The sequence below is a fragment of the Pseudoalteromonas sp. Angola-7 genome (assembly GCF_028599255.1).
GTDB lineage: Bacteria > Pseudomonadota > Gammaproteobacteria > Enterobacterales > Alteromonadaceae > Pseudoalteromonas > Pseudoalteromonas atlantica.
Genome location: NZ_JAQREL010000008.1, coordinates 88,844 through 111,611, shown reverse-complemented (window position 1 = coordinate 111,611; position 22,768 = coordinate 88,844). Strand labels below are relative to the sequence as shown.

32 protein-coding genes are annotated in these 22,768 nt (G+C 36.3%); 4 read left to right on the top strand and 28 right to left on the bottom strand.

Annotated features, from left to right (window positions below):
- Positions 1-189: 189 nt before the first annotated feature.
- The 15 genes from PSH50_RS12525 to PSH50_RS12455 form a co-directional block, all read right to left on the bottom strand.
- Positions 190-333 carry a hypothetical protein gene (locus PSH50_RS12525; RefSeq protein ID WP_273609704.1) on the bottom strand — a complete coding sequence of 48 codons (144 nt, stop codon included), beginning with the start codon at positions 331-333 and terminating at the stop codon, positions 190-192.
- 354 nt (positions 334-687) lie between these two features.
- Positions 688-951 carry a hypothetical protein gene (locus PSH50_RS12520; protein ID WP_273609703.1) on the bottom strand — a complete coding sequence of 88 codons (264 nt, stop codon included), beginning with the start codon at positions 949-951 and terminating at the stop codon, positions 688-690.
- 23 nt (positions 952-974) lie between these two features.
- Positions 975-1,370 (bottom strand): hypothetical protein, encoded by a 396-nt coding sequence (locus PSH50_RS12515; RefSeq protein ID WP_273609702.1) that lies wholly within the window; start codon positions 1,368-1,370, stop codon positions 975-977.
- Positions 1,371-1,390: 20 nt separating this feature from the next.
- Positions 1,391-1,693, bottom strand: coding sequence for a hypothetical protein (locus tag PSH50_RS12510; protein WP_273609701.1), 303 nt, complete (start codon positions 1,691-1,693; stop codon positions 1,391-1,393).
- Between the two features lie 261 nt (positions 1,694-1,954).
- Positions 1,955-2,335: a hypothetical protein gene (locus tag PSH50_RS12505; protein ID WP_273609700.1), complete on the bottom strand. Its 381-nt coding sequence runs from the start codon at positions 2,333-2,335 to the stop codon at positions 1,955-1,957.
- 118 nt (positions 2,336-2,453) lie between these two features.
- A complete protein-coding gene (locus tag PSH50_RS12500; RefSeq protein WP_273609699.1) occupies positions 2,454-2,696 on the bottom strand; it encodes a hypothetical protein in 243 nt (80 codons plus the stop codon).
- 86 nt (positions 2,697-2,782) lie between these two features.
- Entirely contained in the window at positions 2,783-3,133 is a 351-nt protein-coding gene (locus PSH50_RS12495; protein WP_273609698.1) for a hypothetical protein, read from the bottom strand.
- 363 nt (positions 3,134-3,496) lie between these two features.
- Positions 3,497-3,943 carry a thermonuclease family protein gene (locus PSH50_RS12490; protein WP_273587615.1) on the bottom strand — a complete coding sequence of 149 codons (447 nt, stop codon included), beginning with the start codon at positions 3,941-3,943 and terminating at the stop codon, positions 3,497-3,499.
- Positions 3,944-4,030: 87 nt separating this feature from the next.
- Positions 4,031-4,219, bottom strand: coding sequence for a hypothetical protein (locus PSH50_RS12485; protein WP_273587614.1), 189 nt, complete (start codon positions 4,217-4,219; stop codon positions 4,031-4,033).
- A 295-nt stretch (positions 4,220-4,514) separates the two neighbouring features.
- Positions 4,515-6,020: a hypothetical protein gene (locus PSH50_RS12480; protein WP_273587613.1), complete on the bottom strand. Its 1,506-nt coding sequence runs from the start codon at positions 6,018-6,020 to the stop codon at positions 4,515-4,517.
- Positions 6,021-6,222: 202 nt separating this feature from the next.
- A complete protein-coding gene (locus tag PSH50_RS12475) occupies positions 6,223-7,275 on the bottom strand; it encodes an IS66 family transposase (RefSeq protein WP_273609696.1) in 1,053 nt (350 codons plus the stop codon).
- Between the two features lie 140 nt (positions 7,276-7,415).
- Positions 7,416-7,607, bottom strand: coding sequence for a hypothetical protein (locus PSH50_RS12470; RefSeq protein ID WP_273609695.1), 192 nt, complete (start codon positions 7,605-7,607; stop codon positions 7,416-7,418).
- Between the two features lie 17 nt (positions 7,608-7,624).
- Positions 7,625-7,936 (bottom strand): helix-turn-helix domain-containing protein, encoded by a 312-nt coding sequence (locus PSH50_RS12465; RefSeq protein WP_273609694.1) that lies wholly within the window; start codon positions 7,934-7,936, stop codon positions 7,625-7,627.
- A 72-nt stretch (positions 7,937-8,008) separates the two neighbouring features.
- Positions 8,009-8,341 carry a type II toxin-antitoxin system RelE/ParE family toxin gene (locus PSH50_RS12460; protein WP_273609693.1) on the bottom strand — a complete coding sequence of 111 codons (333 nt, stop codon included), beginning with the start codon at positions 8,339-8,341 and terminating at the stop codon, positions 8,009-8,011.
- A 4-nt stretch (positions 8,342-8,345) separates the two neighbouring features.
- The gene (locus tag PSH50_RS12455) at positions 8,346-9,023 is read right to left on the bottom strand and encodes a hypothetical protein (protein WP_273609692.1); all 678 of its coding nucleotides are present in this window, start codon (positions 9,021-9,023) and stop codon (positions 8,346-8,348) included.
- Positions 9,024-9,243: 220 nt separating this feature from the next.
- On the opposite strand from PSH50_RS12455, the gene PSH50_RS12450 reads away from it, so the two are divergent.
- Both PSH50_RS12450 and PSH50_RS12445 read left to right on the top strand, forming a co-directional pair.
- Complete coding sequence (locus PSH50_RS12450) at positions 9,244-9,687, top strand: MbcA/ParS/Xre antitoxin family protein (protein ID WP_273609691.1); 444 nt, start codon at positions 9,244-9,246, stop codon at positions 9,685-9,687.
- Positions 9,687-10,160, top strand: coding sequence for an RES family NAD+ phosphorylase (locus tag PSH50_RS12445; RefSeq protein ID WP_273609690.1), 474 nt, complete (start codon positions 9,687-9,689; stop codon positions 10,158-10,160). The genes PSH50_RS12450 and PSH50_RS12445 overlap by 1 nt, the downstream gene beginning before the upstream one ends.
- Before the next feature lie 14 nt (positions 10,161-10,174).
- Here PSH50_RS12445 and PSH50_RS12440 read toward each other — a convergent pair whose 3' ends face one another.
- From PSH50_RS12440 to PSH50_RS12430, 3 genes are all read right to left on the bottom strand, one after another.
- Positions 10,175-10,699 (bottom strand): hypothetical protein, encoded by a 525-nt coding sequence (locus tag PSH50_RS12440; RefSeq protein ID WP_273609689.1) that lies wholly within the window; start codon positions 10,697-10,699, stop codon positions 10,175-10,177.
- A gap of 24 nt (positions 10,700-10,723) precedes the next feature.
- Positions 10,724-11,059: a hypothetical protein gene (locus tag PSH50_RS12435; protein WP_273609688.1), complete on the bottom strand. Its 336-nt coding sequence runs from the start codon at positions 11,057-11,059 to the stop codon at positions 10,724-10,726.
- A 71-nt stretch (positions 11,060-11,130) separates the two neighbouring features.
- Complete coding sequence (locus PSH50_RS12430; protein WP_273609687.1) at positions 11,131-11,400, bottom strand: hypothetical protein; 270 nt, start codon at positions 11,398-11,400, stop codon at positions 11,131-11,133.
- Positions 11,401-11,595: 195 nt separating this feature from the next.
- On the opposite strand from PSH50_RS12430, the gene PSH50_RS12425 reads away from it, so the two are divergent.
- A protein-coding gene (locus tag PSH50_RS12425; RefSeq protein WP_273609686.1) for an IS3 family transposase occupies positions 11,596-12,743 on the top strand; the annotation gives its coding sequence in 2 pieces (ribosomal slippage) (positions 11,596-11,833 and positions 11,833-12,743; 1,149 coding nt in all).
- Here the strand turns inward: PSH50_RS12425 and PSH50_RS12420 are convergent.
- The 4 genes from PSH50_RS12420 to PSH50_RS12405 form a co-directional block, all read right to left on the bottom strand.
- Positions 12,700-13,008, bottom strand: a complete 309-nt coding sequence (locus PSH50_RS12420) for a hypothetical protein (protein ID WP_273609685.1) — start codon at positions 13,006-13,008, stop codon at positions 12,700-12,702. The two genes, PSH50_RS12425 and PSH50_RS12420, sit on opposite strands and share 44 nt — an antisense overlap.
- Before the next feature lie 251 nt (positions 13,009-13,259).
- Positions 13,260-14,225, bottom strand: a complete 966-nt coding sequence (locus tag PSH50_RS12415) for a tyrosine-type recombinase/integrase (RefSeq protein ID WP_076922842.1) — start codon at positions 14,223-14,225, stop codon at positions 13,260-13,262.
- 1,190 nt (positions 14,226-15,415) lie between these two features.
- Entirely contained in the window at positions 15,416-15,697 is a 282-nt protein-coding gene (locus PSH50_RS12410; RefSeq protein WP_273609684.1) for a hypothetical protein, read from the bottom strand.
- An 87-nt stretch (positions 15,698-15,784) separates the two neighbouring features.
- On the bottom strand, positions 15,785-16,960 hold the full coding sequence (locus tag PSH50_RS12405; protein ID WP_273587593.1) for a hypothetical protein: 1,176 nt from the start codon (positions 16,958-16,960) through the stop codon (positions 15,785-15,787).
- A gap of 744 nt (positions 16,961-17,704) precedes the next feature.
- Here PSH50_RS12405 and PSH50_RS12400 point away from each other — a divergent pair.
- Entirely contained in the window at positions 17,705-18,055 is a 351-nt protein-coding gene (locus PSH50_RS12400) for a DUF3085 domain-containing protein (RefSeq protein WP_273587592.1), read from the top strand.
- Positions 18,056-18,242: 187 nt separating this feature from the next.
- Here the strand turns inward: PSH50_RS12400 and PSH50_RS12395 are convergent, their stop codons facing one another.
- The 6 genes from PSH50_RS12395 to PSH50_RS12370 form a co-directional block, all read right to left on the bottom strand.
- The gene (locus PSH50_RS12395; protein ID WP_273587591.1) at positions 18,243-18,503 is read right to left on the bottom strand and encodes a hypothetical protein; all 261 of its coding nucleotides are present in this window, start codon (positions 18,501-18,503) and stop codon (positions 18,243-18,245) included.
- An 88-nt stretch (positions 18,504-18,591) separates the two neighbouring features.
- The gene (locus tag PSH50_RS12390; protein WP_273587590.1) at positions 18,592-18,942 is read right to left on the bottom strand and encodes a hypothetical protein; all 351 of its coding nucleotides are present in this window, start codon (positions 18,940-18,942) and stop codon (positions 18,592-18,594) included.
- 30 nt (positions 18,943-18,972) lie between these two features.
- Complete coding sequence (locus tag PSH50_RS12385) at positions 18,973-20,826, bottom strand: hypothetical protein (RefSeq protein WP_273609683.1); 1,854 nt, start codon at positions 20,824-20,826, stop codon at positions 18,973-18,975.
- A 257-nt stretch (positions 20,827-21,083) separates the two neighbouring features.
- Complete coding sequence (gene yfaE, locus PSH50_RS12380; protein WP_273587588.1) at positions 21,084-21,332, bottom strand: class I ribonucleotide reductase maintenance protein YfaE; 249 nt, start codon at positions 21,330-21,332, stop codon at positions 21,084-21,086.
- Positions 21,325-22,452, bottom strand: a complete 1,128-nt coding sequence (locus PSH50_RS12375; RefSeq protein WP_273587587.1) for a toprim domain-containing protein — start codon at positions 22,450-22,452, stop codon at positions 21,325-21,327. The genes yfaE and PSH50_RS12375 overlap by 8 nt, the downstream gene beginning before the upstream one ends.
- 134 nt (positions 22,453-22,586) lie before the next feature.
- Positions 22,587-22,760 carry a hypothetical protein gene (locus tag PSH50_RS12370; RefSeq protein WP_273587586.1) on the bottom strand — a complete coding sequence of 58 codons (174 nt, stop codon included), beginning with the start codon at positions 22,758-22,760 and terminating at the stop codon, positions 22,587-22,589.
- Between the last annotated feature and the right edge of the window lie 8 nt (positions 22,761-22,768).

The following is a 22,768-nucleotide window of genomic DNA, read 5'->3' as shown; positions in this document are numbered from 1 at the left end:
GCCTTTATTAGTGGCGCTTGATAAAAAACTAATGTCAGAGGCGTTTTTCCATCATTTAACACTATGCTGCAGTAATGGCCATGTATCGCTGTTCTGCTCTATTCGAAACCCATAAGGCAGCTTCAAATATTACTTCAATGGAAAATAAGACCACGTAAAAATTAAATAATAGAAAATACCGCTTGATCCTTAATAATTGTATAAATATATTCCGAGGGCGCAAAGCCCCCAAATTACAGCGAGTAATAGGTGTATATTTCTAATAAAGAAATTCTCATTGCTATTTATAGAATTTAATTTGTTATTATTGTCTTTAATTTCTTCGTTATCCATCGCTTACTCCTTATTCTAATTATCTTGGTAGCTATTAATTTACTTTCTTAGTCTCTTTCTAAAGCAAAAATACAGTGCTACAAATGCACTTACTGAAATAAGAAAAACTAGTAATTTGTGAAAAAACATGGGTAGTACAAAACCATCAACCTTGAAATACGAAAGAGCCCAAATTCCACCGAAAGCTAACGAAAATAAAAGGTGTAACGCTGGTTCTTGTCGGTATTTTCTTTTAAAATTATTAAACATAAATTGAACCCTATTGATTACTTACGTGAGTATTTCTTAATAAAAAGCACTGTACCTAGTCTACGAGATATGCACTTATGAAGGCAATGCAGAATCGTTTGCCAATTAAAGTTCGTTGTTAATAGGGAAAGATTCAACCCAATTTACTGCGGCTACCCGCAATTCTTCGATTGATTTTGTAGGCACTAACTTTTCATCTTCCCAATTACCACTATCTATAAGAATATGACCGCTACCATCAGGCTCAATATGAATAGTTGTATAAAGCATTCCTATGATCCAGTCCTCTTCTGGACAACAACATTCGTCATTCTTTCTTGACTCAATGAACTCATAGCAATTACTCATTTGTTCAAACGAACCATTCATATTAGCTAACCTTAAATCCAACTTCACTTACGGTTGCCTAAAATATCGCTTCTTGATAAGCCAATAGCGCCCAAAACATTATCCAAGGGCAAACTAGGCTTTGCCTCAGCAATTGGCTTATTACCTAAATTTTTAGCTATTAGCACATGAATTAACTTATCACCTTCAAATACACCAATGCCCAACCTACACGAACTAGGCCAAGCATTTTTAGCTTCATATTTACGTACTTTCATAGCTAATGAGCGTTTGCTGGCACTATAACCCCTCAATTGGTGTGAATCTTCTATCTCCCACTCATTTGATTGATAACTTATAACAGTATGCAGTGCTGGCTTTCGGCTTAGTTTTGGGTTAGTCAATTCATATAGCTTAGTTAGATCATCTTTATCCAATAATCTACGTTCATATTCAGCCATGGCTTACTCCACTCGATAAATTAACTAGCAGATGTTTGAGTTGTGAAGATTAAAACAAGTTTTTTCATGACTATATCAATGCTGTATCCCCCTACAATACACATTGAAAAAAGTGAAAGTTGTTCTTCATGCGCCATTGCATCGTTAATGCTTAAATTGAATACTTCAAAATCAGTGTGAAGCAGCATACTTACAAGCAAGCCGACAATTGCGCGTGACAGCAAACAGCTGTAAAACGCATTTTTCCTTGTATACTTTGTTTCATTCATTAGAAAATAAAGAAGACCGCCTAACACAAACATCAAAACTATTTGAAATAACATAATAAAGCTCCTTTTTTGCTTTGAAGTTTTTCAAAGCTACACGTCTATTTTATCACTATTTTCAAAATCGGTAGAAAAATAGAAAAGAAAAATTAACGTGTTGTTGATAGGAAATTTATTCGCCATGGTAAAAATGGTCCTTTCACTTCTTGCTTTCTAATATAATTTTCATATGTGTCCCGTTAATTTGGTGATATTCCAACTCGTACTGTTCTTAGAAGTGTAAAAGGTTGATTAATGCTTAATATTCAATCTTAGAAATTAATATTCAGTTAAGCTTTTTTCAATAAATTGCTCTGCTTTCTTTAAATACTTATCATCGCTATGGGGTGTTGTATTCTCACATATCCACTTTTGGTAAAGCATACCGCTAATAAATGCTACTTTGAATGTTCTGTTGTTTAGCTCTATCAGCTGCTCGTTAAAGAGAGTTAAATTTTTAAGTGGATCAGCGTTGAGTATTTCATTTCGCTTTAATGTATCTTTCTCAAAATTCATGAGGCGCAGTAAAACGGCTGACCACGTTTCTGCGGTATTCCCTAGCTGTGAATTTTCGAGCATCGCATCATAGGGTGATAAGTCTTTTTCTTTAAAATATTCAGAAAGAGCAAACATCAGAATATCTTCGTTAATTTTATACATTTTTCAGTTTTCCTATAATTGCGTATTCGTATTTAGGGATACTATGTAATGAACTCATAGCAATTACTCATTTGTTCAAACGAACCATTCATATTAGCTTACCCTTATTCCACTTAAACTATTTGTTCTTTTTATTCCATACGTTCAAAGCGTTTTTGAGGTACTGAATTGGCTCAGGCATAGGATGTGATTTCTCTGGCTTAGTTTTGCGTTCATGTTTCGCATGTTCACGCTCAATCTTGCTCCAATCCTTTGGGTAAAGCTCTTGAAACTTATTAATGAAGTCATCAAATGAATATCCTTCGTTTAACTCATCAACCACATTTTCGATTTTTTCATCTTTCTTCGTTATTACAGCCATTATTTTTCCCTTTAAGCCAGTTGAACATGTTACTTTTGTGAGTGGCGCTTAATTAAACGCCACTGGCAAAAGCTATTTTTCCAATGTTAGTTTTTTATGTGGATATAAATTAAATCGCCATAACCCCAAACAAACGTTCCCACAACAATCGAAACAAAAGCTAAGATATTGGTGATTACGATTAGCGGTTTATACCTCTTCTTTACGTTTTCTTCTTCTAATTCAGCAAATCCAAGGGATTCCTTAATGAAGAATAATTCAGCAAATATTGAGAGGATTACAGCTATTGATCCACTACGTTGAAACCAGATCGGATTTTTATCAATTTCAGGAATAAAAAAACCATTATATCCCATTAGTATTGACGCATATGACAGTACTAGAAGAATGATAATAATAGCCTGGCTTTTTAATAGCTTTATTGTGTTGTAGTTCATTTTACGCCCTATACAAAACCTACTTCCAATACTTAATTCTCTATGATTTGCTTTATTAAATTTTCTAATTTAGAGCCAATCGTGCGGGGTGGAATGGCAAAAACCTCATTTCTTGTAACTATAGTGTTTTTCCAAAATGCGTCTGAGTAGAGTTATAGCTAATTTTATCTTTTTTAAAAAACATTAAAGCCAAAGTGTTAGCTTCTTTCTTAGTAAAGTGCTGCCCCTTAATCTCTCCCTGAAGCCATTTATATCGGCGGCGGTATTCATCAAAATATCCATGAAGCAATGATTCATATTGAGCACTATCTAAAGCAAGCAAAAATTGAAAGTCGTATGGCTTGTATAATTTCCAATGCTTAATTATTTACACCAGTCTTTCGACTTTTTTCCACCATCATACTTCACCGCATGACCAGATCTAATAAGTAATTTCGTTAAGTTGCGACCATCGCCATAAACATCTGCAACAATTCGAAAATATTTACCTCTTGTCACATTTCTAAGCTCTATTTTCTTTGATGAACGAAGGAAGTTAACAGTAAATTTCTTGGCTTTTTTAGCTAGGGACTTTTCAAGTTTACACTTTCCTCGTATTTCTGGAGTATCAACACCGGAAACACGAATACCAATGCGTTCGCCTAACAATGGATGAACATCTTTGATTACGGCTCTAAATGTATCACCGTCATATATAGAGCTAATAGAAGACACTTTTAACGTTCCAAAGTTTTTATCATCTATACCTGCATTTACTGACTGTGAAAACAGTGAAATTACAGCAGAGAAGATTATTGGTAAAAATTTCATGTTTTCAACTCAAATGCTTATTTAGATAGTGGTTTTGCTGTCATAGTTATTCAAAAATTCATTCTTATGTTCAAAAACTTTGCCATTTTATTCCCACTTTAATTTCGATTTAATAAATGGAGCGAAAACCAACAATGCACCTAGAATATACATGTAGGTCACCTCGCTTAACCAAATAGATTTTTCAATATTTACTTCACCTTTAAATAAGGCTACATATATAATCGTTAATGCTAGTAAAATAGTACCAATTAATTGTAGAGCTTTAGCTTTCATCTATTTATTCCTTTATTACGGGAAAGCGCTTTATTTTGTTGACTAAATTTACTCAATGCTAAGAATATTACCATCAACCAAAAAGGTATGTTGTCATAAACTTTCGTAATTAACAGTACTTTTCTTGTTAAGAAAAGCTATAGTTTGATTATAATTTTTGATTAATTTGAAGTGTCATTACTTGAATTTATTTTAAAGGAAGGTAAAAGTGAATCTGTATGTAACTAAGTAGAATGTGGGGGTTTGATTATTATATAAAGCCGCAATAAGCGGCTCCATCTGGAAGTAGGGGCTATTATATTGAGTCGCTATATTGACTAACTTCTCTTAGGTAAAGTGCTACCGCTTTCTTATTATTTTCTCTTCCAGCCCCAAGGCGTATTTTCTTCTTCTTCTCGTAGTCATCAACTAAACGAGAAGGGGAAGATAAATAAGGGAATACAGTACAATAACTAGTTTTTATAGTTTCCTTACATATATTGTCATATGCCATAAAGGATCTCACTGCCTCTACACTACCGTTACTATCCTTATAACTTCCTATAAAAGCTCTTGCATAAGATTTCCCTGGAACATCATTATATCTACTATGCCCAGCACCCAATATATGCATTAGCTCATGCTGCGGATAGTACAGGTTTGGATTTGGATTTATTCCCCAACCAGCAACAGCAAAACCTGTATGTTTATTTCTGTAGTCTCCATATCCATAAGGGGTTAGAGCTAGGCCAGCATATTGACTGGTAGAGTCATACGATAAATGTACAAACATAACTACATCCGCTTTCCACTGTCTACGCATTTCCCTTAACTGCGGACTATTTGACATACGTTCTAGGATAGTTTTGTAGTCAGTAGGGCAGCTCGACCCGCACACGTCGCTAGGTGGTAGGCTATATGCGTATCTTGAGTTAAAATTACCACCAGAAGCAGGAACTTTCTCATAAGCAGTAGAATAAATAAAAGGTATGAAATTAGGGGCTTCACCTGTAACAAACTTTTCGTTTACAAATATGTTTTGTATGTCTTTCAAAACAGGAATAGGGTAACGGCTTCTAAATTTGTAATCTCTCATAACCTTGGCTATAGAAGGGTGGACAAGCCAGAGTATTTGTACTGAATGATTTAATTTTACCGCATTTTCAGGGTTTAAAGGGTATTTGACAGTCCATCCGTTAACGGATTTAGAACTTATAGAGCTGTCTGGCTTAAAATCAAGGCTGTAAGGGATGTTAACTTTTGCACTTTCAGGTACTTCATAAGTATCATTTTCTAGCTTTATATTTTCATCAACAAAGGAGTATTTTTTCGCACTTTTAACAGTCCAGCTTTTATCGATTGCAATAATGTATTGGAATTTAGCGCCATTAATTAGAAGCTCCATATCCCCAATTTCATCTTTGAATGGAGTATCGTGTATAAAGGTTAAACTGAAGTCCCACTTACGGGAAGGGCTTTTTAAAGAAATAGAATATATTTTATTATTCAGGTGTGTAATTTCAGTTATATACAATTCTTTTGTTGTCAGATCTGAATCATTATGGCCAAAAGTAAGATTGGTCTTGAATTCGTCGTCATTAAACTTAATTGTGTGAGTATTGTCGCCACCAAAATTTATTTCATTTTTTAAATTCATGTCCTCAAGGTCAAGATGGTTCCTTGATTCTTGAGTCAGGATTTCCAGGCTGTCTATTTGGGAAGGCGTAAACGCAAAGTCTTTAAGAGGTAATGAGTTTTCGAATTGTGCGTGAGAGCACATACTAAATCCAAGCAAAAAGCCTGCTAAGCATTTATGTTTCATAATTTATTATCCTTTCAAATTAAAACGTTCAAATAGTGAACATAAACAGTGTATCTAAAAAAGGTAATAAACAACATTATTATTATAAAATATTTATAACTAAGTTACTTTTCATTAGAAATAATAACTTATAAACTTACTTGCGCGATATAGCTTATGTGTAACTATAAAATATGAAACGTATTAATTTTATATAGATAACTCAGTCCGACAATTTCATATTATTGCCTTTCGCTTCGATGAATTTACGACGCATATGAGCAAGGCATGCAACCAGTGTTGCCTGAGTTTGCTCATAAGCCTTGTAACCATCAACGTGCATGTAGCCTTGGTAACCATCAAGAAAATCAACCGCACATTGGCCCGCACGGCTGTTATGATAATCGAACAGGACAATATTAGTGCTTTTACCCGGTTTATCATCACCGCAACAATACAGCCACATATAGCTTGTCGCTTTATCTGCGTTGATGACGTTTAACGGGGTTTCATCGCTATGGATAACTGCTTGCGATAACAACACCTCTTTTAAGCGTTGATACAGGGGTGACAACAATTGTGCACAACGTAGCATCCAGCTCGACATGGTTTGCCTGCTTAATTCTATACCAATATCGCCTAACATTGTTTCTAGGCGATAAAGCGGTAAGCCAAACTGGTATTTACACGTGATTATTTGACTCAGCAAGCTGGCCGTTGCGATACTTTTTGGAATGGGTGATGCGGGCATCGGGCCGGATTTCACCACACAATCAATACCTTCTTGCTCACAGTGACGGCATGTATATTTCGGGCGAATCGTTTTAATCACTTTGATATGTGCTGGCACAAACTCTAATGCTTCACTGCTGCTTTCACCCATTTTATGTAAGGTGCTTTGACAGCAATCACATACTTTTTCACCCTCATTGAGGTCAACAATCACGTCTACTCGTGGTAATTGCGCCGGCAGTGGGCGGCGTTTCGGTTTGGCTTTTTCTTTCTTTACTGAGGGCGATGTGGCCAATTGCGATTTATCATACTCATCAAGCGTTTCTTCTGCTTCATTGAATACTTCACCCGCCCCCGGCATTTTTTCTGATTTCTTAGCGTACTCTTTGGCAAGTTTCGCATTATAAGCTTGCAGCAATTCGTGAATTTGCGCATCCTTTTTAGCTAACTCTTCATCTTTTTTAGCGACGACATGTTGCAACTCAAGCAGCATGCGCTTGAGTTGTTCTCGGTCATCAGGAAGTGAGTGTGCATCAAGTTTCATCCCTGCAATTTAACAAAGTTTTATGCACTTTTCTCGTTTGCAGGGCAAATAAAAACGGTATGGATTTAGATCAGGTGTCATTCGAGCTTTGTAAGCTTCTCGACCTATATCAAATGGTAAATATTCATCTCTTTGTTCAGTCACGGTTTTTCCACTATTTCTTTTAGGGCTCTAACATTTCTAACAAGTTCTACTTGTAGAGCTGATATATGTTCATAAGCATCTTTATATTCTGAGCTTTTAAGGGGGGCGAATTGACCCGCTAACTCACCTAAATAACCAGTAACGTCGAATAGTGCATCGTCTATTTTTATGAGCGTATCTTTAGCCATAAATCCCCGCATTCCAACTAGTGTGTTTTAACGGCTTCGACTACCATTGTTAACTGATCATCTGTAAAGGATGGTTTGAAACGAAAACCAATTCTATACAAACAAGTCATTAACTTATCAATGCTGAATTTATCAATTCGGCCATTTACCAAATCGCTTACGCGAGGTTGAGTTAGCCCTAATTTAATCCCTGCATCGGCCTGTGACCAATTTTTAGCATTGATAATGTCACGTATAACAATCATCAGATCTGAGCGCGTCTGTAGTTCAGAGGCCTCTGCTTTATCTTCTGTGATTGCATCAAAGATATTTGAGTATTCAAGAGTCATATTAACAACCTTATTGTTTAACTTATAAGCACTATATACCGGTATTGATATATATACAAGTATTGATATATGTCACTTAATTTCTTTTTGCATTAGTTTGTATCGTTTCTTCGCAGTGTCCATTGCCTGCCTATCTACCCCGTTAGTGGTTTTGGTAAATGAGTGCAAAATAAAAACAGTGTCAGCAAATTTAGCAACATAAATCGTTCTGTATGCTGGTCTACCGTTTTCAATCAGTTCAACCGCGCCAATACCTACACTGTCCTTTAAGTGCTTGAACTTGCTAAATGGCTCTTTGTTTTGACAGATAGCGTTTAAATCATTTGCAAAGCGCTTTTGAATTTTATCTGGCAACGCTAGAAACTCTTTTTTTGATTGACTGTTTATGAACTTAAACTTTTTCAACTTCCTAATGTCCTGTAACTTTAATTCTTGAATACACGCTATTGATAGCATCCGATAATTGCAGCAGGTTACCGTTGTACTTATCTGTTACTACTTGTCTTGATGCGTAACCAAACAAGTCAGCTACAACACCATGATCTACGTTTTTTGCTAAATGGATTATGAGCGAGTCCTCAAAGGTTTTAGCTGTAGCCCAATCTAAACCAGCCTTTTTAAGCAGTGTATTAACTTTGGTTCTTAGGTTTGTTGGTTGTTTATTAATACCCTTTTTAACGGTTCGCTCACTCATAGCAAACGCAGTTAGGCGGTCATTAAGTAAAGCAGGGGCTTTTTGACTAAACCCCCTGTACGTTCCTAAGCTATGCCTGTAGTCAACTGGTAAATCTTGTTGCTGTTCGTACCAGTCTAAGTATTGCTCTAGTGCTTGGCAAAAAACTTCAGGCACTTCGATAATGCGCTCATTCTTGTTTCGACTATATTCTGCTGGCAAAACCCACTTGCGATAAACTTCTCCTTTGTCACTTATCAACTGATGTAGTTTTAATAAATTATGCTCTGTAAGTGACAAGGGAACGCAAGCAAGTTGGGTTATTAGATACTTATCTTTAAGTGAATACTTACCAGTACACGCGTCATTTAGAAGCAGATTTATATCGTTATCGACTAATATTTGTCTTAGCATTTCAATAGTTGCATTATTTAAATGTTGTTTAATGCAATATAGATTACACTATCACAGTCTATTAACAAGGAAATTCGGTTAATTAGGCTGGGATGATATTGGAATAGTGGTTTAAAGTAATATTGTTATCTATCACCCAGGCATATATAAACTTTCAGATTGCCAAAGTAGACAAGTGTCACTACAATTAAGGACAAATGTCTTAAGTGGTAAATTTATAATGAGTACACTACAACATAAAAGCACACGGCCAGACTTTCTCAATGTTGTGACGCTGGGGAAATTAAATACACACTCAAACCCGATGGCAGAAATAGCCACCGCACAAATTGGGATCACAACAGCCGGTTTGCGTGCATTTTCTACGTTAATGCATTGGGAAATGGGTGTTATAGCCAAAGCATTGGGGACAACTGAACGCACTTTGTTACGCAACAAAGAAAAACCCTTAAATAAACAGATCAGTGAGAATGCGCTTGAAATCGCAAGACTATCAAGTTTTGGTGCGGCATATTTCGGTAATATCGACAGCTGGAATACTTGGCTAGATAGGCCGAACGTTCAATTTGATAATCAACCACCGCGTTCAATGATGGACAGTATCCGTGGGCGAGAATTGATACGCAGAGTTATTAACGGACTACAGTATGGATTTACTGCGTAATGATTGCTTATCGTATAGGCCCTAAGCAATATAACAATCCGAGCAACTGCCTTTCTGGATTAGGCGGCATGGTCGCAGAAGGCCGGTGGCATTATGCAGGTGCCCCTATCGTTTATACCGCCTCAACGCGGTCGCTTGGTATGCTTGAGCGGTTGGTTAATGACTCTCAAGAAATTCTTAAAGAAAATCTAAGTGTCGTTATTATACAAATTCCAGATACTTTGAAGGTAAAACGATTGGTTGAGGGTGAGCTACCTTCGGGTTGGAACGCATACCCATATGCTGCGGATACTCAGTCAATTGGGAGTGACTTTTTAATGTCCAATGAGGCTGCTGTACTTCAAGTGCCATCAAGTCTATGTGTAGAAGAATATAACTTTATTATCAATCCTGAACATCCTGATGCAAGTAAAATTAAATGCATTGACTGTTCTGACTTTGTTTACCCAAATCGTCTAGCTACTAAGTTGTAGAAAATAAAATATTTTTACAATAAACAATGCGTTATGGCTTCTATCTGTTCGCTAGGTACCATGACGTCCACTAATGAAAAATCGAATTTATGTAACGCAATAATACGATGCCTACCGTCACCAACATGCGGTAATTTATCTTCTGATAAATAAACCATTGGCATATCAATTACACCGTTAGCAATTGCATTTTTAACTTTATCGTATCGTTCAGCGTGTAAGCTCAAAAAGTGCTTTTCATCAAACGCTATTAGCCGATCTATATCAACACTTATGGCCACCAGCGTTGAATTACAAAAAGTCTCATCTGTTTTGATGAACCTTAACTTAGTTGGTCGCTTATATTTTTTGCATATGGGTATTTCTTGAACGGAGTTAAAATTGAATTTCTCTATTTTAGTTCTTTCTAATCGCTCAGGGAACGAAGAAAACAAAGCAAACTTTTGAGCCCTGGCTTCTGGCGATAATTCTTTCTGGGTATCAATAGCGCCTTCACCAAAAATATCATCAATGGTTAAATTGCATTGAGTTACTGTCATACTAAAAATTCCTTTTTTAACTTACTATTCAAAAGCTTCTTCAGGCATCGGCCACACAAAGATCTGTTTCTTATGTTCAAACAAAGCACATATTTCAATGAGTGACATGTCGTAGCCGGTTATAGCACTCAATGCTTTTTTAGGGTTTGAATACACTTGTGCTGACTCGGGATTAGTACCCCAACCTCGCTTATGCTCACGACCGGTTAATTCTGAGAAAGTTAAATATTCATCGGTGTCTGTTTTATTTACAACAAACCCACATAATATGACCCCCGCTGAGAGCCCTATTCGCTTCAATTCACCCCTGCTGGGTGCGCGGACATCAACATTTATCTTCTTTTTCCCGTAAATCGTCACTCAATATCTCCATTATTTGCGCGATAGACCAAGTTATAATAAAACCGCTTTATAGTAAACGATTAGCATAGCTAATAGCCTTTGGCACGAGCATAGCTATTTGAAATAGGCTTTTGATTATTTGACTCTATGACTTTGGAGCCTTTGAGTTCAGACATATCAATAAGCTCAGGTCGATTCCTGCAGTGGTAGTCAAAGTCTGCACGTAACCTGCCTATATTTAATAAACCTCTTTTAAGCGCTTGAGTGCAACCTCTTTCAAAGCTATCAAACTCCGCACTACCTCCATTGTAAGGGTTCTTAGAGTAATTGCCTGACTTTAATCCATCACCAAAAGACATAAAACCACCGTTAACTGTTTTTTTATACAGTATAGCTTATCTAGTGACTTCCTCCACTTTACAAAGCGGTAAAGACGTTAATTATTAATTGCTGGTTTAGTTTTTGTATAGCTGTTGGTTACCTTAATTTTGGACTTCCCATAGTTTGCTAGACACCCAATGAGTTACATTGTAACTTCTAATTAGAGGTGTTTTATGAGCAAAGGCAAACGGTATACCCAAGAGTTTAAAATAGAAGCAGTTAAACAAATAACTGAACGTGGTTATTCAGTTGCTGAAGTATCAGAACGATTAGATATTTGTACCAAAACGTTATATCACTGGCGAAGCCAGTTATCAGGGAAACCCAAACAAACCAAATCATCAGATGAACAACTAAGGATCGCCAAACTTGAGGCCGAGCTAAAACGTGTCACGGAGGAACGCGACATTCTAAAAAAGGCCGCAAGGTACTTTGCCAGCAACCCCGAGTAAAGTACGCTTTTATTCGTGAGCATCAAAATGAGTTTTCTATTGTTGCGATGTGTAAACTATTTAAGCTACACCGCAGTGGCTTTTATGCGTGGTTAAAGAAGCCATTGAGTGACAGAGCAATCGAAGATAATCGTTTGCTTAAGCTTATTAGAGAGTTTTACGTTGCCAGTGGTGGCACTTACGGTAGTCCTTGGATACACGCAGATTTACGTGAAGCTGGTGAGCAATGTAGTGTTAATCGCGTAGCTAAGATCATGCGCCAACATAAACTCAAAGCGCAAATAGGGTATAAACGTCGCCATATTAAAGGCGGTAAAACATCGCGCATTGCAGATAACTTGCTAGCTCGTCAGTTTAATCCTCCTGCGCCGAATCAAACTTGGGTAAGTGATATTACTTATGTGAGAACCTATGAAGGCTTCTTGTATGTGGCGACAGTAATGGATTTATTCTCTAGGCGCATCGTAGGCTGGTCGATGGATAAAAACATGGACAAGCACATAGTAATTAAAGCATTGCTCATGGCAGTTTATCAGCGCCAACCCAAAGCTGACGTAATGGTACATAGTGATCAAGGAAGCCAGTATAGTAGCGCTGATTACTTAGCCTTTATGAAAGAACATAACCTTGTACCCTCGATGAGTCGAGCTGGGAATTGTCACGATAATGCAGTTGCTGAAAGCTTTTTTGCGACGATTAAAAAGCGAATAATTAAGCGTAAGATATATTCGACAAGAGAAGATGCGAAAGCTGAGATATTCAATTTTATAGAAATGTTCTACAATCCAAAAAAACGCCATTCACACACAGGCGGTGTTTCACCAGCTAAGTTTGAGGAAGCGTATTTTTCTGAGTTAGAAACTGTCTAGTAAAAGCTGGGAAGTCCAAAGTACCTATATCAAAACTTCTGCAGTTAATCGTAAAGTATGCAGTGTTCTTTTCAACTTTAATTGGGCTTAACTCTATTAATTTATGCTTGATTATATCATTCACACCAAATTTCAAAGTTGGTATGTCAGTGGTAGTGTTTAAAGGGGATGCCATATAAGCGCCCAAAGCAATAGCAGTGCATATAGCCACCGCTGCAGCTCGCTTAAGCATTTTTTCTTGACGCTCTAAGTTATGAATATTCATTTAATGCACTCTCCAAAAATATAAAGCGTTATTATCGCAAGTTATATAGAGTAAATAAAAATTTAGAGCGCATGAAAAGCACCCTTGTAAATCAAGGCGATAACACCAATGATTATAGAACTTAACGGTAGCCTTGGCATTAGAAATGCGGATAAAAAACATTTTAAACTAAAGGAAAAACAAGCATCTCCCACGCTCCCAAGCCATCAAAAGTTTAAACAAAACATTATCTCACTATATAATAATTATATTCACAACAGATTATCTATAACCTCATTATATAGGTCTTCATCATCTCTACGCACATAAATTTCAGTTGTTGAGATATTGTTGTGACCCAATAAAAGAGAGATGTTTTTTATATTTGCACCATTTTTATATAGATTTGTTGCAAAGCTTCTACGTAATGAGTGGGGGGCTGGCGCGTCATATTTATTGCATAATTTAAAAATAGCATCGGCGCTCAATTTTTCATTTTGTATGTGGCCACCTTTTAGAATACGGACGAATAAAGGCTTGCTTTTGTTAGAATACGAATAAACAGCAAGCCATTTATTTATTGCCTCCAACACAACCGGGTGCATGGCCACTTTACGCTCTTTATTGCCCTTCCCTATTACTCGAATTGCCTTTTCTTTTACATCACTCACTTTAAGGTTTGTCACTTCCTCACGTCGTAAACCACAACGTAACAAAATAGAAAATATTGCATAGTCACGACATTTAACTACATATTTTTGACGTTTTTCATCTATTTTACTTAAAAGCGCGTTTACATCTTCATGATCTAACAATTCATAATCTTTCGTTCTTGAACCTGTTTTTACCTTTTTGCTTTTAATTGCATCGCGTTGTCGTGTGGACATATGACCTAGAAGATACGCGTGCTCAACAATTTGCTTCACAACAGATATGTATAGGGTAATAGTGTTTGGTGCGTAATTTCCATTAGACTTCAAACTATCTATTAAAGCGTTTATTGTGACACTATTAAAATTACCCCACTTGATTTCGTAAATGGACTCCCTACCCATATGCCGGGCTACAGTCTGTAGAACCCGGCTAACAGTATGTTTAGACGATTCGGAGTTTAATGATAAAAGGTAATTGTATATCGGACATTTTAAATCTTTATAGATTACCGTCTTTTTATACCTACTATTGGCAACGACTAAATCATGCCGCTCTTCAAATAACTCTTTTGCAAACCTGGCCACAATAGAACCTCTGTATATTTTGTTTTTATAGATTTAAATCGAAATGTTTTGATTTAAATCTGTGAAATTAAACCCGTACATCATAAATAGGTATTTTACCGGCACTGATTAACAGGCAAACTTTAACGCTTACGGACAAACTATCGTGTCGCATTTACCCACTATAACAGCTAACCCCTGTGTAGTGAAAATAACTCTTGTAAATTGCTATTTACGATAGCTATTTTTATGTTAAATTGAACCTTAAATAAAAAAACTGGGTAATCAACCAGGGTTTTTAAAAGTTATTACTCGTAACTTTTTTTTGATAAATTTTACTAATTGCCATAACAGTAATAGATGCTATCAAAAGTAGCGCTAAAAACACTGCGCAATGTTCAGCATGTATCAGAAATCCATTTTGATTCGCTACATTGGTGACTATCAATGAAACCACCAAGATGAATATCGGACTTAAAAAAAGAATAAAATAATACGAGGCCATATAAGCCAAAGTATTTGGCCCATCACCTAGCCTTAACTTGTTTGACACATAATAGGTGCCAAAGTGACCTGTTAAATAAATTGATGATATAAAAAAAACTAGCATGCTCTACTCCAGCTGAACTATCTATTTTTAAATTATCTCACATGCCGATATTCAGGCTATAAACCTAGAAAGGGTTAAAAACTATGTCGTAAGGTTTTTTTGCGCTATAAAATTTCAATATCTCACAAGGTTAAACCTTGCAATTCCATTTATCATAAAATGAGAAAACTTTTATATTCAGTATGTAACGTTGAAATTAGGGGTGTTGCACTTTTGCTAGTACAAAAATGAGCTTTTAATAGTAGGTTTTTCAGTGGTGATAAGCTGGGGTTAAGGGCTCGTATCAGAGCTGTAATTATGTTTTAGCAGCAAAGCTATTGATGATACTGGTTGTTATTACAGGTGTTATTTAAATGTATTGCGTGTATTTTGTTAAAATCACATAAAGACAAATAGGTAAAAATACCTAGTAAGTATATGCGAAAGTTACCATGGGAAGTTACTTGGCTTACGCGTTACGCTTCGTTAACATATAAAAGCCACCAGCCAACGCAAGCACTGTTAATAAAATTGTTATTGAAGTAGCGATTTGAATTGTGGTCATAAAACCTCCTAATGAACCTATTATATGATTGCGAAATACATAAAATATCACTTAATGTTAACTGCTAGTGGCCTTCAAGGCAAATAAATAGATCCCTGAAAATGTACTTACTATCAGTGTAAGTATTGCTAAAGGCAAATTAATTTCATTAAATGAATTTAAAGTGTTTTGAATTACATTAGTTGTCTCAGTTGTACCACCGGCATTGAAGTAATTCCATGAGAAAAATGTACAAGCTACAATGGATAAAGAAAATATACCCGCGGCGCCATTTATAAGCTTAGATAATGCATATGATCCAGATAGTAATAGGGATATTAAAATAACTACTATAAACATAAATCTTCCTTTTAATAATAGGGTAACAGTTTTAAATAGACCTAGTACTTAATCAAGAAATTTAAGATTTATTTTTTCATTGTAAACTTAACTAGCTAACAAACTGCCTTTATTGGTTAATAAGTCAATTGTATCAGCTTGCTCTTTCACTTTAATGAGCAATTCAAGTCTGCTCGCATTGGTTTGATTAACTTTATCAAGTGCGGCACTGAGTCGAACCTTGAGCTCCTTGATGCTATCTGCAGGCAATTTGTCCTTACCTTTTAGCTCTATTGGCTCTTTAGAGCTAGCTTTTAATATTTTATTTTCTTTTTCTAGTTCTATATTGGCTTCTTTAAAGTTTAAATATCGTGCTTTTGCAACATCTAAGTCTTCATTCAGTGCGTTGATCTCAGTACGAGCATCGGCAATAGCCGTATTAAGGGAGTCTTTTTTTCTTAGTAATTTAGCATTTGACTCACTCAGCTTAGCTATTTCAGATTTATTCTCAGATTCAACACTAGCTAGGCGAGTAATCTCTTCTTCTAAGCCTGTGTGAACAGTTGATAAACTTACCAATTCTGACTTTTGTTCTTTAATCGCAGTTTTTGCATTTTCTATTTCAAATGTGAGCGCTGTAAGTTTACCTCTTAAAGTAGTATTTTCACTTCTTAACATTTGATTTTGTTGTTCACTATCCTCAAGTTTAATAGTGCTAACATTTATCTCTCGTAGTAAGTCTTTGTGCACTTGGTTTATAAGATCTAATTTAAGAGCTAATTTATTATTATCAACTTCATACTGGTTTATTAATTGGTTTTGTGTTGCAGCGTTGTTGATAAGCTCATCAAATGCCTTTCGCGCTATACCTTCTGACTGTATGCGCTTTTGACGTTCATTATTTGCTTTTAATGTAGCTGAGGTAACTAACTCTTCAAGCTGACGTATTTTACTTTTTAATGTATCTATATAACTTTGATAAAATTTATCGGCTTCATGTTGCTTATCCATTTCAGCCTTATATTTATCGGCTATCACTTTTTTTTGCTCGGCCAATTCTGCCTTCATTAATTGTGTAAAACCTTCCACAAAGCGACTAGAAAACTTAAATTCTTCAGTGTCTTTGGCTTTGCTAGAATTAGTTTCCAATTTTAAATGTGAGCTAATATTTTCAGGGTTAAACAACATGATTGGGATATTACTATGGCTTAGAGTTTTAGTAGAAGTTCGATCATTAAAATTATTAACGCTCTCTTTATTTAGTTCTTTAGTAGTATCCAACATAATAAATGTGCTCAAAAGTTAGTATGCAAAGATTATAGCCGTTCAGCAATTTCTCATCAATAAAAGTTTAATTTTCAACCACACTAAAAACGCTCTGGCCCATGAAACATTCATTGTAATATAAGCCCATGATATAAAATTGTTCGTAGCCAGGGGTCACTCAAACACATGTTAAACATTAACAGTAAATCTTAATAAGCATTATGATAAATAGCTTTTATAAAAAAACTTTAGCAATTATATTTAAAATTAAATATACAAATATAGCTAAATCTATTGAGCCCAAATGAGTTGTGATTAAACTGTATGATAAAAACATACAAATTATAGTGATGAAAGTGTACAAATAATTTCTTGTGTACAAAGACATAAAAACTCCAAATATATCTGCATAAACACAATTGTCTATGCAAGCATAATTTGCAATTAGCCATCCAAAACTATACTTCACGCTAAAATATTTATAAATCTATATAAATCAAAAATTTAAACCATTACACCCCTCACAACCTCTGTTTAGGCTCTCATAAACCGTTTCGTGCATTGTTAAATATCTTTACACTTATAAATGAGTGAAAAAAATGCAAAACACTCTAATGCTTATATTGTTCTATACGCGTCTTGGTCTGGTGATTTCATAAGTGTTTGTACTCAGAGTGTCTATAGAAGCTGACACTTGTGTCGGTTTATAGCCATAATCCCGGTCAGCAGTATCATTTATTTAAAACTTTTAGGGGATTATAAATGAAAAACTTTAATGTCGGACTTAACAGAGAACAAGCTCATCGGTTGCGTGAATTTTGTGATTTACATTCAAAAGAAAATTTTCTGTTTGTTAAAGATAAAGAACTCTATTTTTTAGCTGCTACAGGCTCAATTGCCAATAATAACTTTCAAACTTGTGTCGAGCATATACAAGGTTATGATCCAAAAATTGACCTCGACTATTATGAGAAGGCAAGAGCGATTTTAGGTGCTCATGATTTTTCTGAGAAATTTGAGGTATCAATTTTGAAGCAATTCCTAGCTTCAAAGTACAACCGAGTTAACTTTAGGTTTAAAGTTTCGAGTATAACCGTTACTTTTTCAGGCTAATCTACTTAATTTGTTACTCATGTTTTTTAAAGTCAAAAAAAAACGCCCACTAGGGGCGCTTTAAACTTCTTTATTTCAAAATCAACTGGAAGATCTATTGGCTATCAAGTAAAGACCACCAGCGAGAATGCTGACAGTCGACAAAACCACTATTATCGTAGCTATTTGATAAATACTTGGTTCCATATTATTTGTCCTCTTTTTTGTTGTACTGCTTTGAAATAGTAAATGAAACAACGACCGCTGCAACTGCGCAAACTAATGCACAAATTGCTTTAACTAATCCTTGAACTTGGAGCTGGTGGCATATAGCTGTAAGTGGACTTATACAGACTCCGAAAGAGTCTTCAAAAGCACCTACTATCAAGCTGGGTATAAAACCAACCAGAATAGCCAGAAGCACAAGTTCAACCAGTATTTGGTCGAAGTTTTTCTTATTATTTTCCATTGCTTTTCCTCATTTTTGAGGGGGAAGCAATCCCAAAGGAGAGCGACCCCCTTGGGTTAATGTTTAAGGCAACATTTAGTTGCCGGCGTTAATTCTCAAATTCAAATTGAGAAGGTATTTCGTATTGTTCTGTTAAGTAATCTGAGTCACTTGCAACTTCAGCAAGATCATAGATTGGCTCTAAGAAGTTATTAGCTTCATTGTAAATATGGAAAATTTCACCTGATAAACTAGGATTATTTTCACTTAGCATTGAGTCTAACACCTTCAACTCTGCATACGTTCTTTGTTCACCACAAGATACAGCGCAGTATAAGCTGCTTGCTTTATTATCTAATGCCGTCAAATCACGTAGATGAATCAAATCACCACTTACAGTAGCTGCGATAACTTGAACAAAAGTTTTCGCATAGCCCGAAACAATATTTGCTTCGTCCATAACACGCTCCTATATACGATTTTTACAGAGTTAAATTACATTGGCTTTCACAATTTTCGATAACGCTGATTTAAGCTCTGACACACATTCTACTTTCGTAAAATGCTTATCATCTAAACCAGGTATGTTATCTCTCTCCATGCCAACACCTAATACAGCTATTTTAATGTCTAATATCTCCGCCAGTTCTAAAGCTTCTTGAAATGACACCTTACAAGAAGGCTCTCCATCAGTTACGAGGAATAAGCACTTCTTATCTTCGGTTTGGCTATAAAGTCGCATTAATGCAGACTTCATTGCCTCACCACTTGGCGTATAGCAATCAGAACAAACTTCAAAACGTTTTGGGTTAATATGTTTTTCATTAAAAGGTTTAGCTATATATAGATTCATGGTTGACGAGTAAAAACCAATTTCATTACTAACTTGCAAACTCTGCAGCCCTTTTGACATTGCTAAAGCTACTGCATTAGCAACCTTTTGAGGGTCACCGGACATTGAACCAGACGAGTCTATTAAAATACTAATAGCCGCGCTCAGGTCATTCTCTACTACCGGTGTCTTGAAGATCCGATCATCACCTAGCGTTGAACCAACTAATTTTTTGCTAGATAACTTTCGGCCACGATTTCTAAAACCATTAAACTCTTCAGTTTCATCAATTAAAGCCCTGTGTAGCGTGCGGTATACTGCTTTGCCAGCACTAGGTATTAAATGTGGATTGTGAAAAGGTAATCCCAACATTTTGCATTTATTCGTTACTGGCAATGCAGCACTGAATATCTTGCTAAGTTCGGAATCATCTTCTGAAGGTTCAAAGTTTTCTGCATCTTTTCTCAATTCATCAGCTATCATTTCATGAAAATCAGGTACTTCTACATTATCGTTTTCTATAGCTTCGATAACTGACCTGATTAAACTTGAAGATTGTTCGCTAACATCTTGCTCACTAGCAGAGGTTTTATTTCCATTAGTATTATCACTAGACCCATCTGATTGCCCATCATCTGATTGCCCATCATCTGATTGTTCATCATTTGATTGGCCCCTATCTGATTGCTCATCACCTGATTGCTCATCACCTGATTGTTCATCATTTGATTGGCCACCATCTGATTGCCCGCCATCTGATTGCTCATCATCTGATTGTTCATCACCTGATTGTGCATCACCTGATTGTTCATCATCTGATTGGCCACCATCTGATTGCCCGCCATCTGATTGCTCATCATCTGTTTGGCCACCATCGGACTGCTCTTCCTCTTCATTAGCTTCTTTTAAAAGTTCAATAACTTCCCATGCCATAGTAGAACAATCGCGAGTAGACTTAGCGCTTGTAATTTTATGGACAATTTCAGTTAGAGTTTCTATAAAAGAATTGCTATACACACCTTTTAAATACGTTAAAGCTTGTTCAGCGTATTTATCTAGGCTTTGGTTATCCACATTTAGAACGCGGCCTTTGTATAAGCAATAACTTAATGTAAGAGAAAGTGGATCATCTGAGCTTTCAGGCTCACCAAATAAACCCTTTTTAATCGCTAGTAAAACTAACTTTTCAAGGTTTTGTTTGGCGCCTGGATACTCAGAACCTACTAACTTTTCCATCCGTGAATCTTCAAAGATATTGCATAGGTTTGCATGTAGGTTACTTTTAAATTTAGTATTAAAGTCAGTGTGTTTTTCATGGCCTATTTCATGATCAATATAACCATGTGTCATAGTCACATAGTCAGGATCAGTAAAATCACCAAATGGAATATTAATTCTTCCACCACAACTCCAAGCACCACTTCCACTTACTGTTACTTCGATACCATCTCTGTCACTCATAAGCTTCGATAATACTTTTGCTACTTTAATCACTCTGTTTTTTGATTTCATTGGGTTACTCTCCATTGGGTTTTTACGGCTAAGCCGTATTGGGTTTTTACGGCTTAGCCGTATTGGGGTTTGTTGCCGAAGCAGTTAACTCGTATTGAGTTGTCACTTCACTAGGGTGTAAAGCCGCTGATTTTAAACTCTCAGCTGTGAGTTGAAGTAAACTTCAAATTTAATTTCATATCATCTGCCTTTCGTTTTATTGCTCAATAAATTAAACAACAAAAAGAAAAATAGAGGACCAAAAAGAATGGCTCTTTTCAGCTCTCTATTTCTATATTTCCATTTGCAATTGATATACATGGCAAGATTTCACCACTAGACATAAAGCCTAAAGGCTCTGTGACGTAAGCCACAGAACCCGACTTTAATTTGCATTTACAATACCCGCAAATTCCTGCTCTACACTGTGATTTGTGTATTACAGACCCTTGTTCAAGGCTTTCGAGTATTGTGCCCTTACTTTTAACGCTATGGTGCTGCTTGCTTGAAGTAATAATGTTAATCATGAATCTCAACTCCAGTATCAAGTTGGTATTCTGGTCTTAGGGCTGGTGGAAAACCCGAAAAACCCTGTGACTGATAAACATCGTTCCAATCAATTTTATCTACACCATCTGGGCAATTTGGAATAAAGATTTCGGCATTTTTGCCCTCTTTTTCCAAACGTTCCTTTAAGCGCTTCGCTGCAGCAAGTCCGGCCCCACTTGGCTCAATATCAGCCCAAATCAATACAAACGTCACATCATCAGGAAATTTAACTGCTTCCATCAAACGATCCGATATACCGACCCACATAGGTGTACCAGTTGCCTCACGTACACTAAGAGCATTTTCAATGCCTTCAGCAATGCCTATAACTTTCTCTCCAAAACCAACGTCTTTAGGCTCGTCTAACTGAATAGAACAGCCACGTACATCTGCTATAGGCGCAAAAATCATCTTAGAGCGCATAACATCAGCTTTAACGGGTTGTGTATTGTCAAGAAAGGTTCTATGCATTGTGACTGGTTTACCGTTCACATCACGAACCATGGCTAGCATTCCTGGGAAATGCTGCCAGTCAGTTTCATCGCTTTCCTTATATGCAAGTTTTGGATGGAAACCCAAATCAGACATATTTGTTAAGTCACAATGAATACCGCGTTTACGAAGGTAATCTTGCGCATGAGTATTTAGAATTGGCTTTGCTTGAGCTTTATTGTTCCGGAGAACTTTTCTAGCTTTTGCAAGAGCTTCTTCTGAGGTTTTATATGCACTTTGTTGGCTGTGTCTACGCTTTGCTTTAACTGCATCCGATTCAGTAACTCTTGATAAGTCACCACCACAAATGCGTATAATTTCATCTAAAGCCTGCGAAACAGAACAACCTACATACCAAGAAACTACAGCTATGCCATCAGGTAATGGACCAACATCGTTATGATATGCTCCACCTGTTTCTCTGTAATCTCTGAACCATCTAAATTTAGTACGGCCTCCACCAGTAAGAGGACAAGGCTGCTGCCGTGTACCCTTTTCAAATGATTGCGCTAACCCATGGTAGTTAGAAAGAACACTCTCCCAACCGCCACTTTGATCTACTAATGCTTTTACATGGTTAATTTTATCGAAATTATTGTAATTCATACTTTTGCTTCCTCATATATCGAAATCACGATGATCCCAATACATCCGAGTCTCAGGTGTATTGGTGATCACCGTGACCCGGTAAAAAAGAAAGCTCGCCACCCAAGCGGGCACAATGCGAGCTTGAGTGGTGGTTATGCTTTAGCTAATTTATTGGTTTTACTTCTTTGAGAAGCACCGCCAATAAGCAGTTGAGCACTTACAATAATTTCTTTCCCTTCATGTTCAACTACACGAAATTCATAATTACCGCGAATTACAGTGTTTACAGTTTTACCTTCAAGGAATTTTTTTAATTTATTTTTCATGGTTACTC

Bases quoted from the DNA above. Each gene is read 5' to 3' on its own strand.
- PSH50_RS12390 (WP_273587590.1), bottom strand. From the start codon at position 18,942: ATGGACGAAGCAAATATTGTTTCGGGCTATGCGAAAACTTTTGTTCAA.
- PSH50_RS12405 (WP_273587593.1), bottom strand. From the start codon at position 16,960: ATGTTGGATACTACTAAAGAACTAAATAAAGAGAGCGTTAATAATTTT.
- yfaE (WP_273587588.1), bottom strand. From the start codon at position 21,332: ATGATTAACATTATTACTTCAAGCAAGCAGCACCATAGCGTTAAAAGT.
- PSH50_RS12455 (WP_273609692.1), bottom strand. From the start codon at position 9,023: ATGCTAAGACAAATATTAGTCGATAACGATATAAATCTGCTTCTAAAT.
- PSH50_RS12395 (WP_273587591.1), bottom strand. From the start codon at position 18,503: ATGGAAAATAATAAGAAAAACTTCGACCAAATACTGGTTGAACTTGTG.
- PSH50_RS12495 (WP_273609698.1), bottom strand. From the start codon at position 3,133: ATGAACTACAACACAATAAAGCTATTAAAAAGCCAGGCTATTATTATC.
- PSH50_RS12385 (WP_273609683.1), bottom strand. From the start codon at position 20,826: ATGAAATCAAAAAACAGAGTGATTAAAGTAGCAAAAGTATTATCGAAG.
- PSH50_RS12520 (WP_273609703.1), bottom strand. From the start codon at position 951: ATGAATGGTTCGTTTGAACAAATGAGTAATTGCTATGAGTTCATTGAG.
- PSH50_RS12525 (WP_273609704.1), bottom strand. From the start codon at position 333: ATGGATAACGAAGAAATTAAAGACAATAATAACAAATTAAATTCTATA.
- PSH50_RS12490 (WP_273587615.1), bottom strand. From the start codon at position 3,943: ATGAAATTTTTACCAATAATCTTCTCTGCTGTAATTTCACTGTTTTCA.
- PSH50_RS12475 (WP_273609696.1), bottom strand. From the start codon at position 7,275: ATGAAACTTGATGCACACTCACTTCCTGATGACCGAGAACAACTCAAG.
- PSH50_RS12505 (WP_273609700.1), bottom strand. From the start codon at position 2,335: ATGTATAAAATTAACGAAGATATTCTGATGTTTGCTCTTTCTGAATAT.
- PSH50_RS12410 (WP_273609684.1), bottom strand. From the start codon at position 15,697: ATGTTTATAGTAGTTATTTTAATATCCCTATTACTATCTGGATCATAT.
- PSH50_RS12400 (WP_273587592.1), top strand. From the start codon at position 17,705: ATGAAAAACTTTAATGTCGGACTTAACAGAGAACAAGCTCATCGGTTG.
- PSH50_RS12420 (WP_273609685.1), bottom strand. From the start codon at position 13,008: ATGAATATTCATAACTTAGAGCGTCAAGAAAAAATGCTTAAGCGAGCT.
- PSH50_RS12515 (WP_273609702.1), bottom strand. From the start codon at position 1,370: ATGGCTGAATATGAACGTAGATTATTGGATAAAGATGATCTAACTAAG.
- PSH50_RS12440 (WP_273609689.1), bottom strand. From the start codon at position 10,699: ATGACAGTAACTCAATGCAATTTAACCATTGATGATATTTTTGGTGAA.
- PSH50_RS12445 (WP_273609690.1), top strand. From the start codon at position 9,687: ATGATTGCTTATCGTATAGGCCCTAAGCAATATAACAATCCGAGCAAC.
- PSH50_RS12450 (WP_273609691.1), top strand. From the start codon at position 9,244: ATGAGTACACTACAACATAAAAGCACACGGCCAGACTTTCTCAATGTT.
- PSH50_RS12500 (WP_273609699.1), bottom strand. From the start codon at position 2,696: ATGGCTGTAATAACGAAGAAAGATGAAAAAATCGAAAATGTGGTTGAT.
- PSH50_RS12430 (WP_273609687.1), bottom strand. From the start codon at position 11,400: ATGTCTTTTGGTGATGGATTAAAGTCAGGCAATTACTCTAAGAACCCT.
- PSH50_RS12465 (WP_273609694.1), bottom strand. From the start codon at position 7,936: ATGACTCTTGAATACTCAAATATCTTTGATGCAATCACAGAAGATAAA.
- PSH50_RS12370 (WP_273587586.1), bottom strand. From the start codon at position 22,760: ATGAAAAATAAATTAAAAAAATTCCTTGAAGGTAAAACTGTAAACACT.
- PSH50_RS12485 (WP_273587614.1), bottom strand. From the start codon at position 4,219: ATGAAAGCTAAAGCTCTACAATTAATTGGTACTATTTTACTAGCATTA.
- PSH50_RS12375 (WP_273587587.1), bottom strand. From the start codon at position 22,452: ATGAATTACAATAATTTCGATAAAATTAACCATGTAAAAGCATTAGTA.
- PSH50_RS12510 (WP_273609701.1), bottom strand. From the start codon at position 1,693: ATGTTATTTCAAATAGTTTTGATGTTTGTGTTAGGCGGTCTTCTTTAT.
- PSH50_RS12480 (WP_273587613.1), bottom strand. From the start codon at position 6,020: ATGAAACATAAATGCTTAGCAGGCTTTTTGCTTGGATTTAGTATGTGC.
- PSH50_RS12470 (WP_273609695.1), bottom strand. From the start codon at position 7,607: ATGGCTAAAGATACGCTCATAAAAATAGACGATGCACTATTCGACGTT.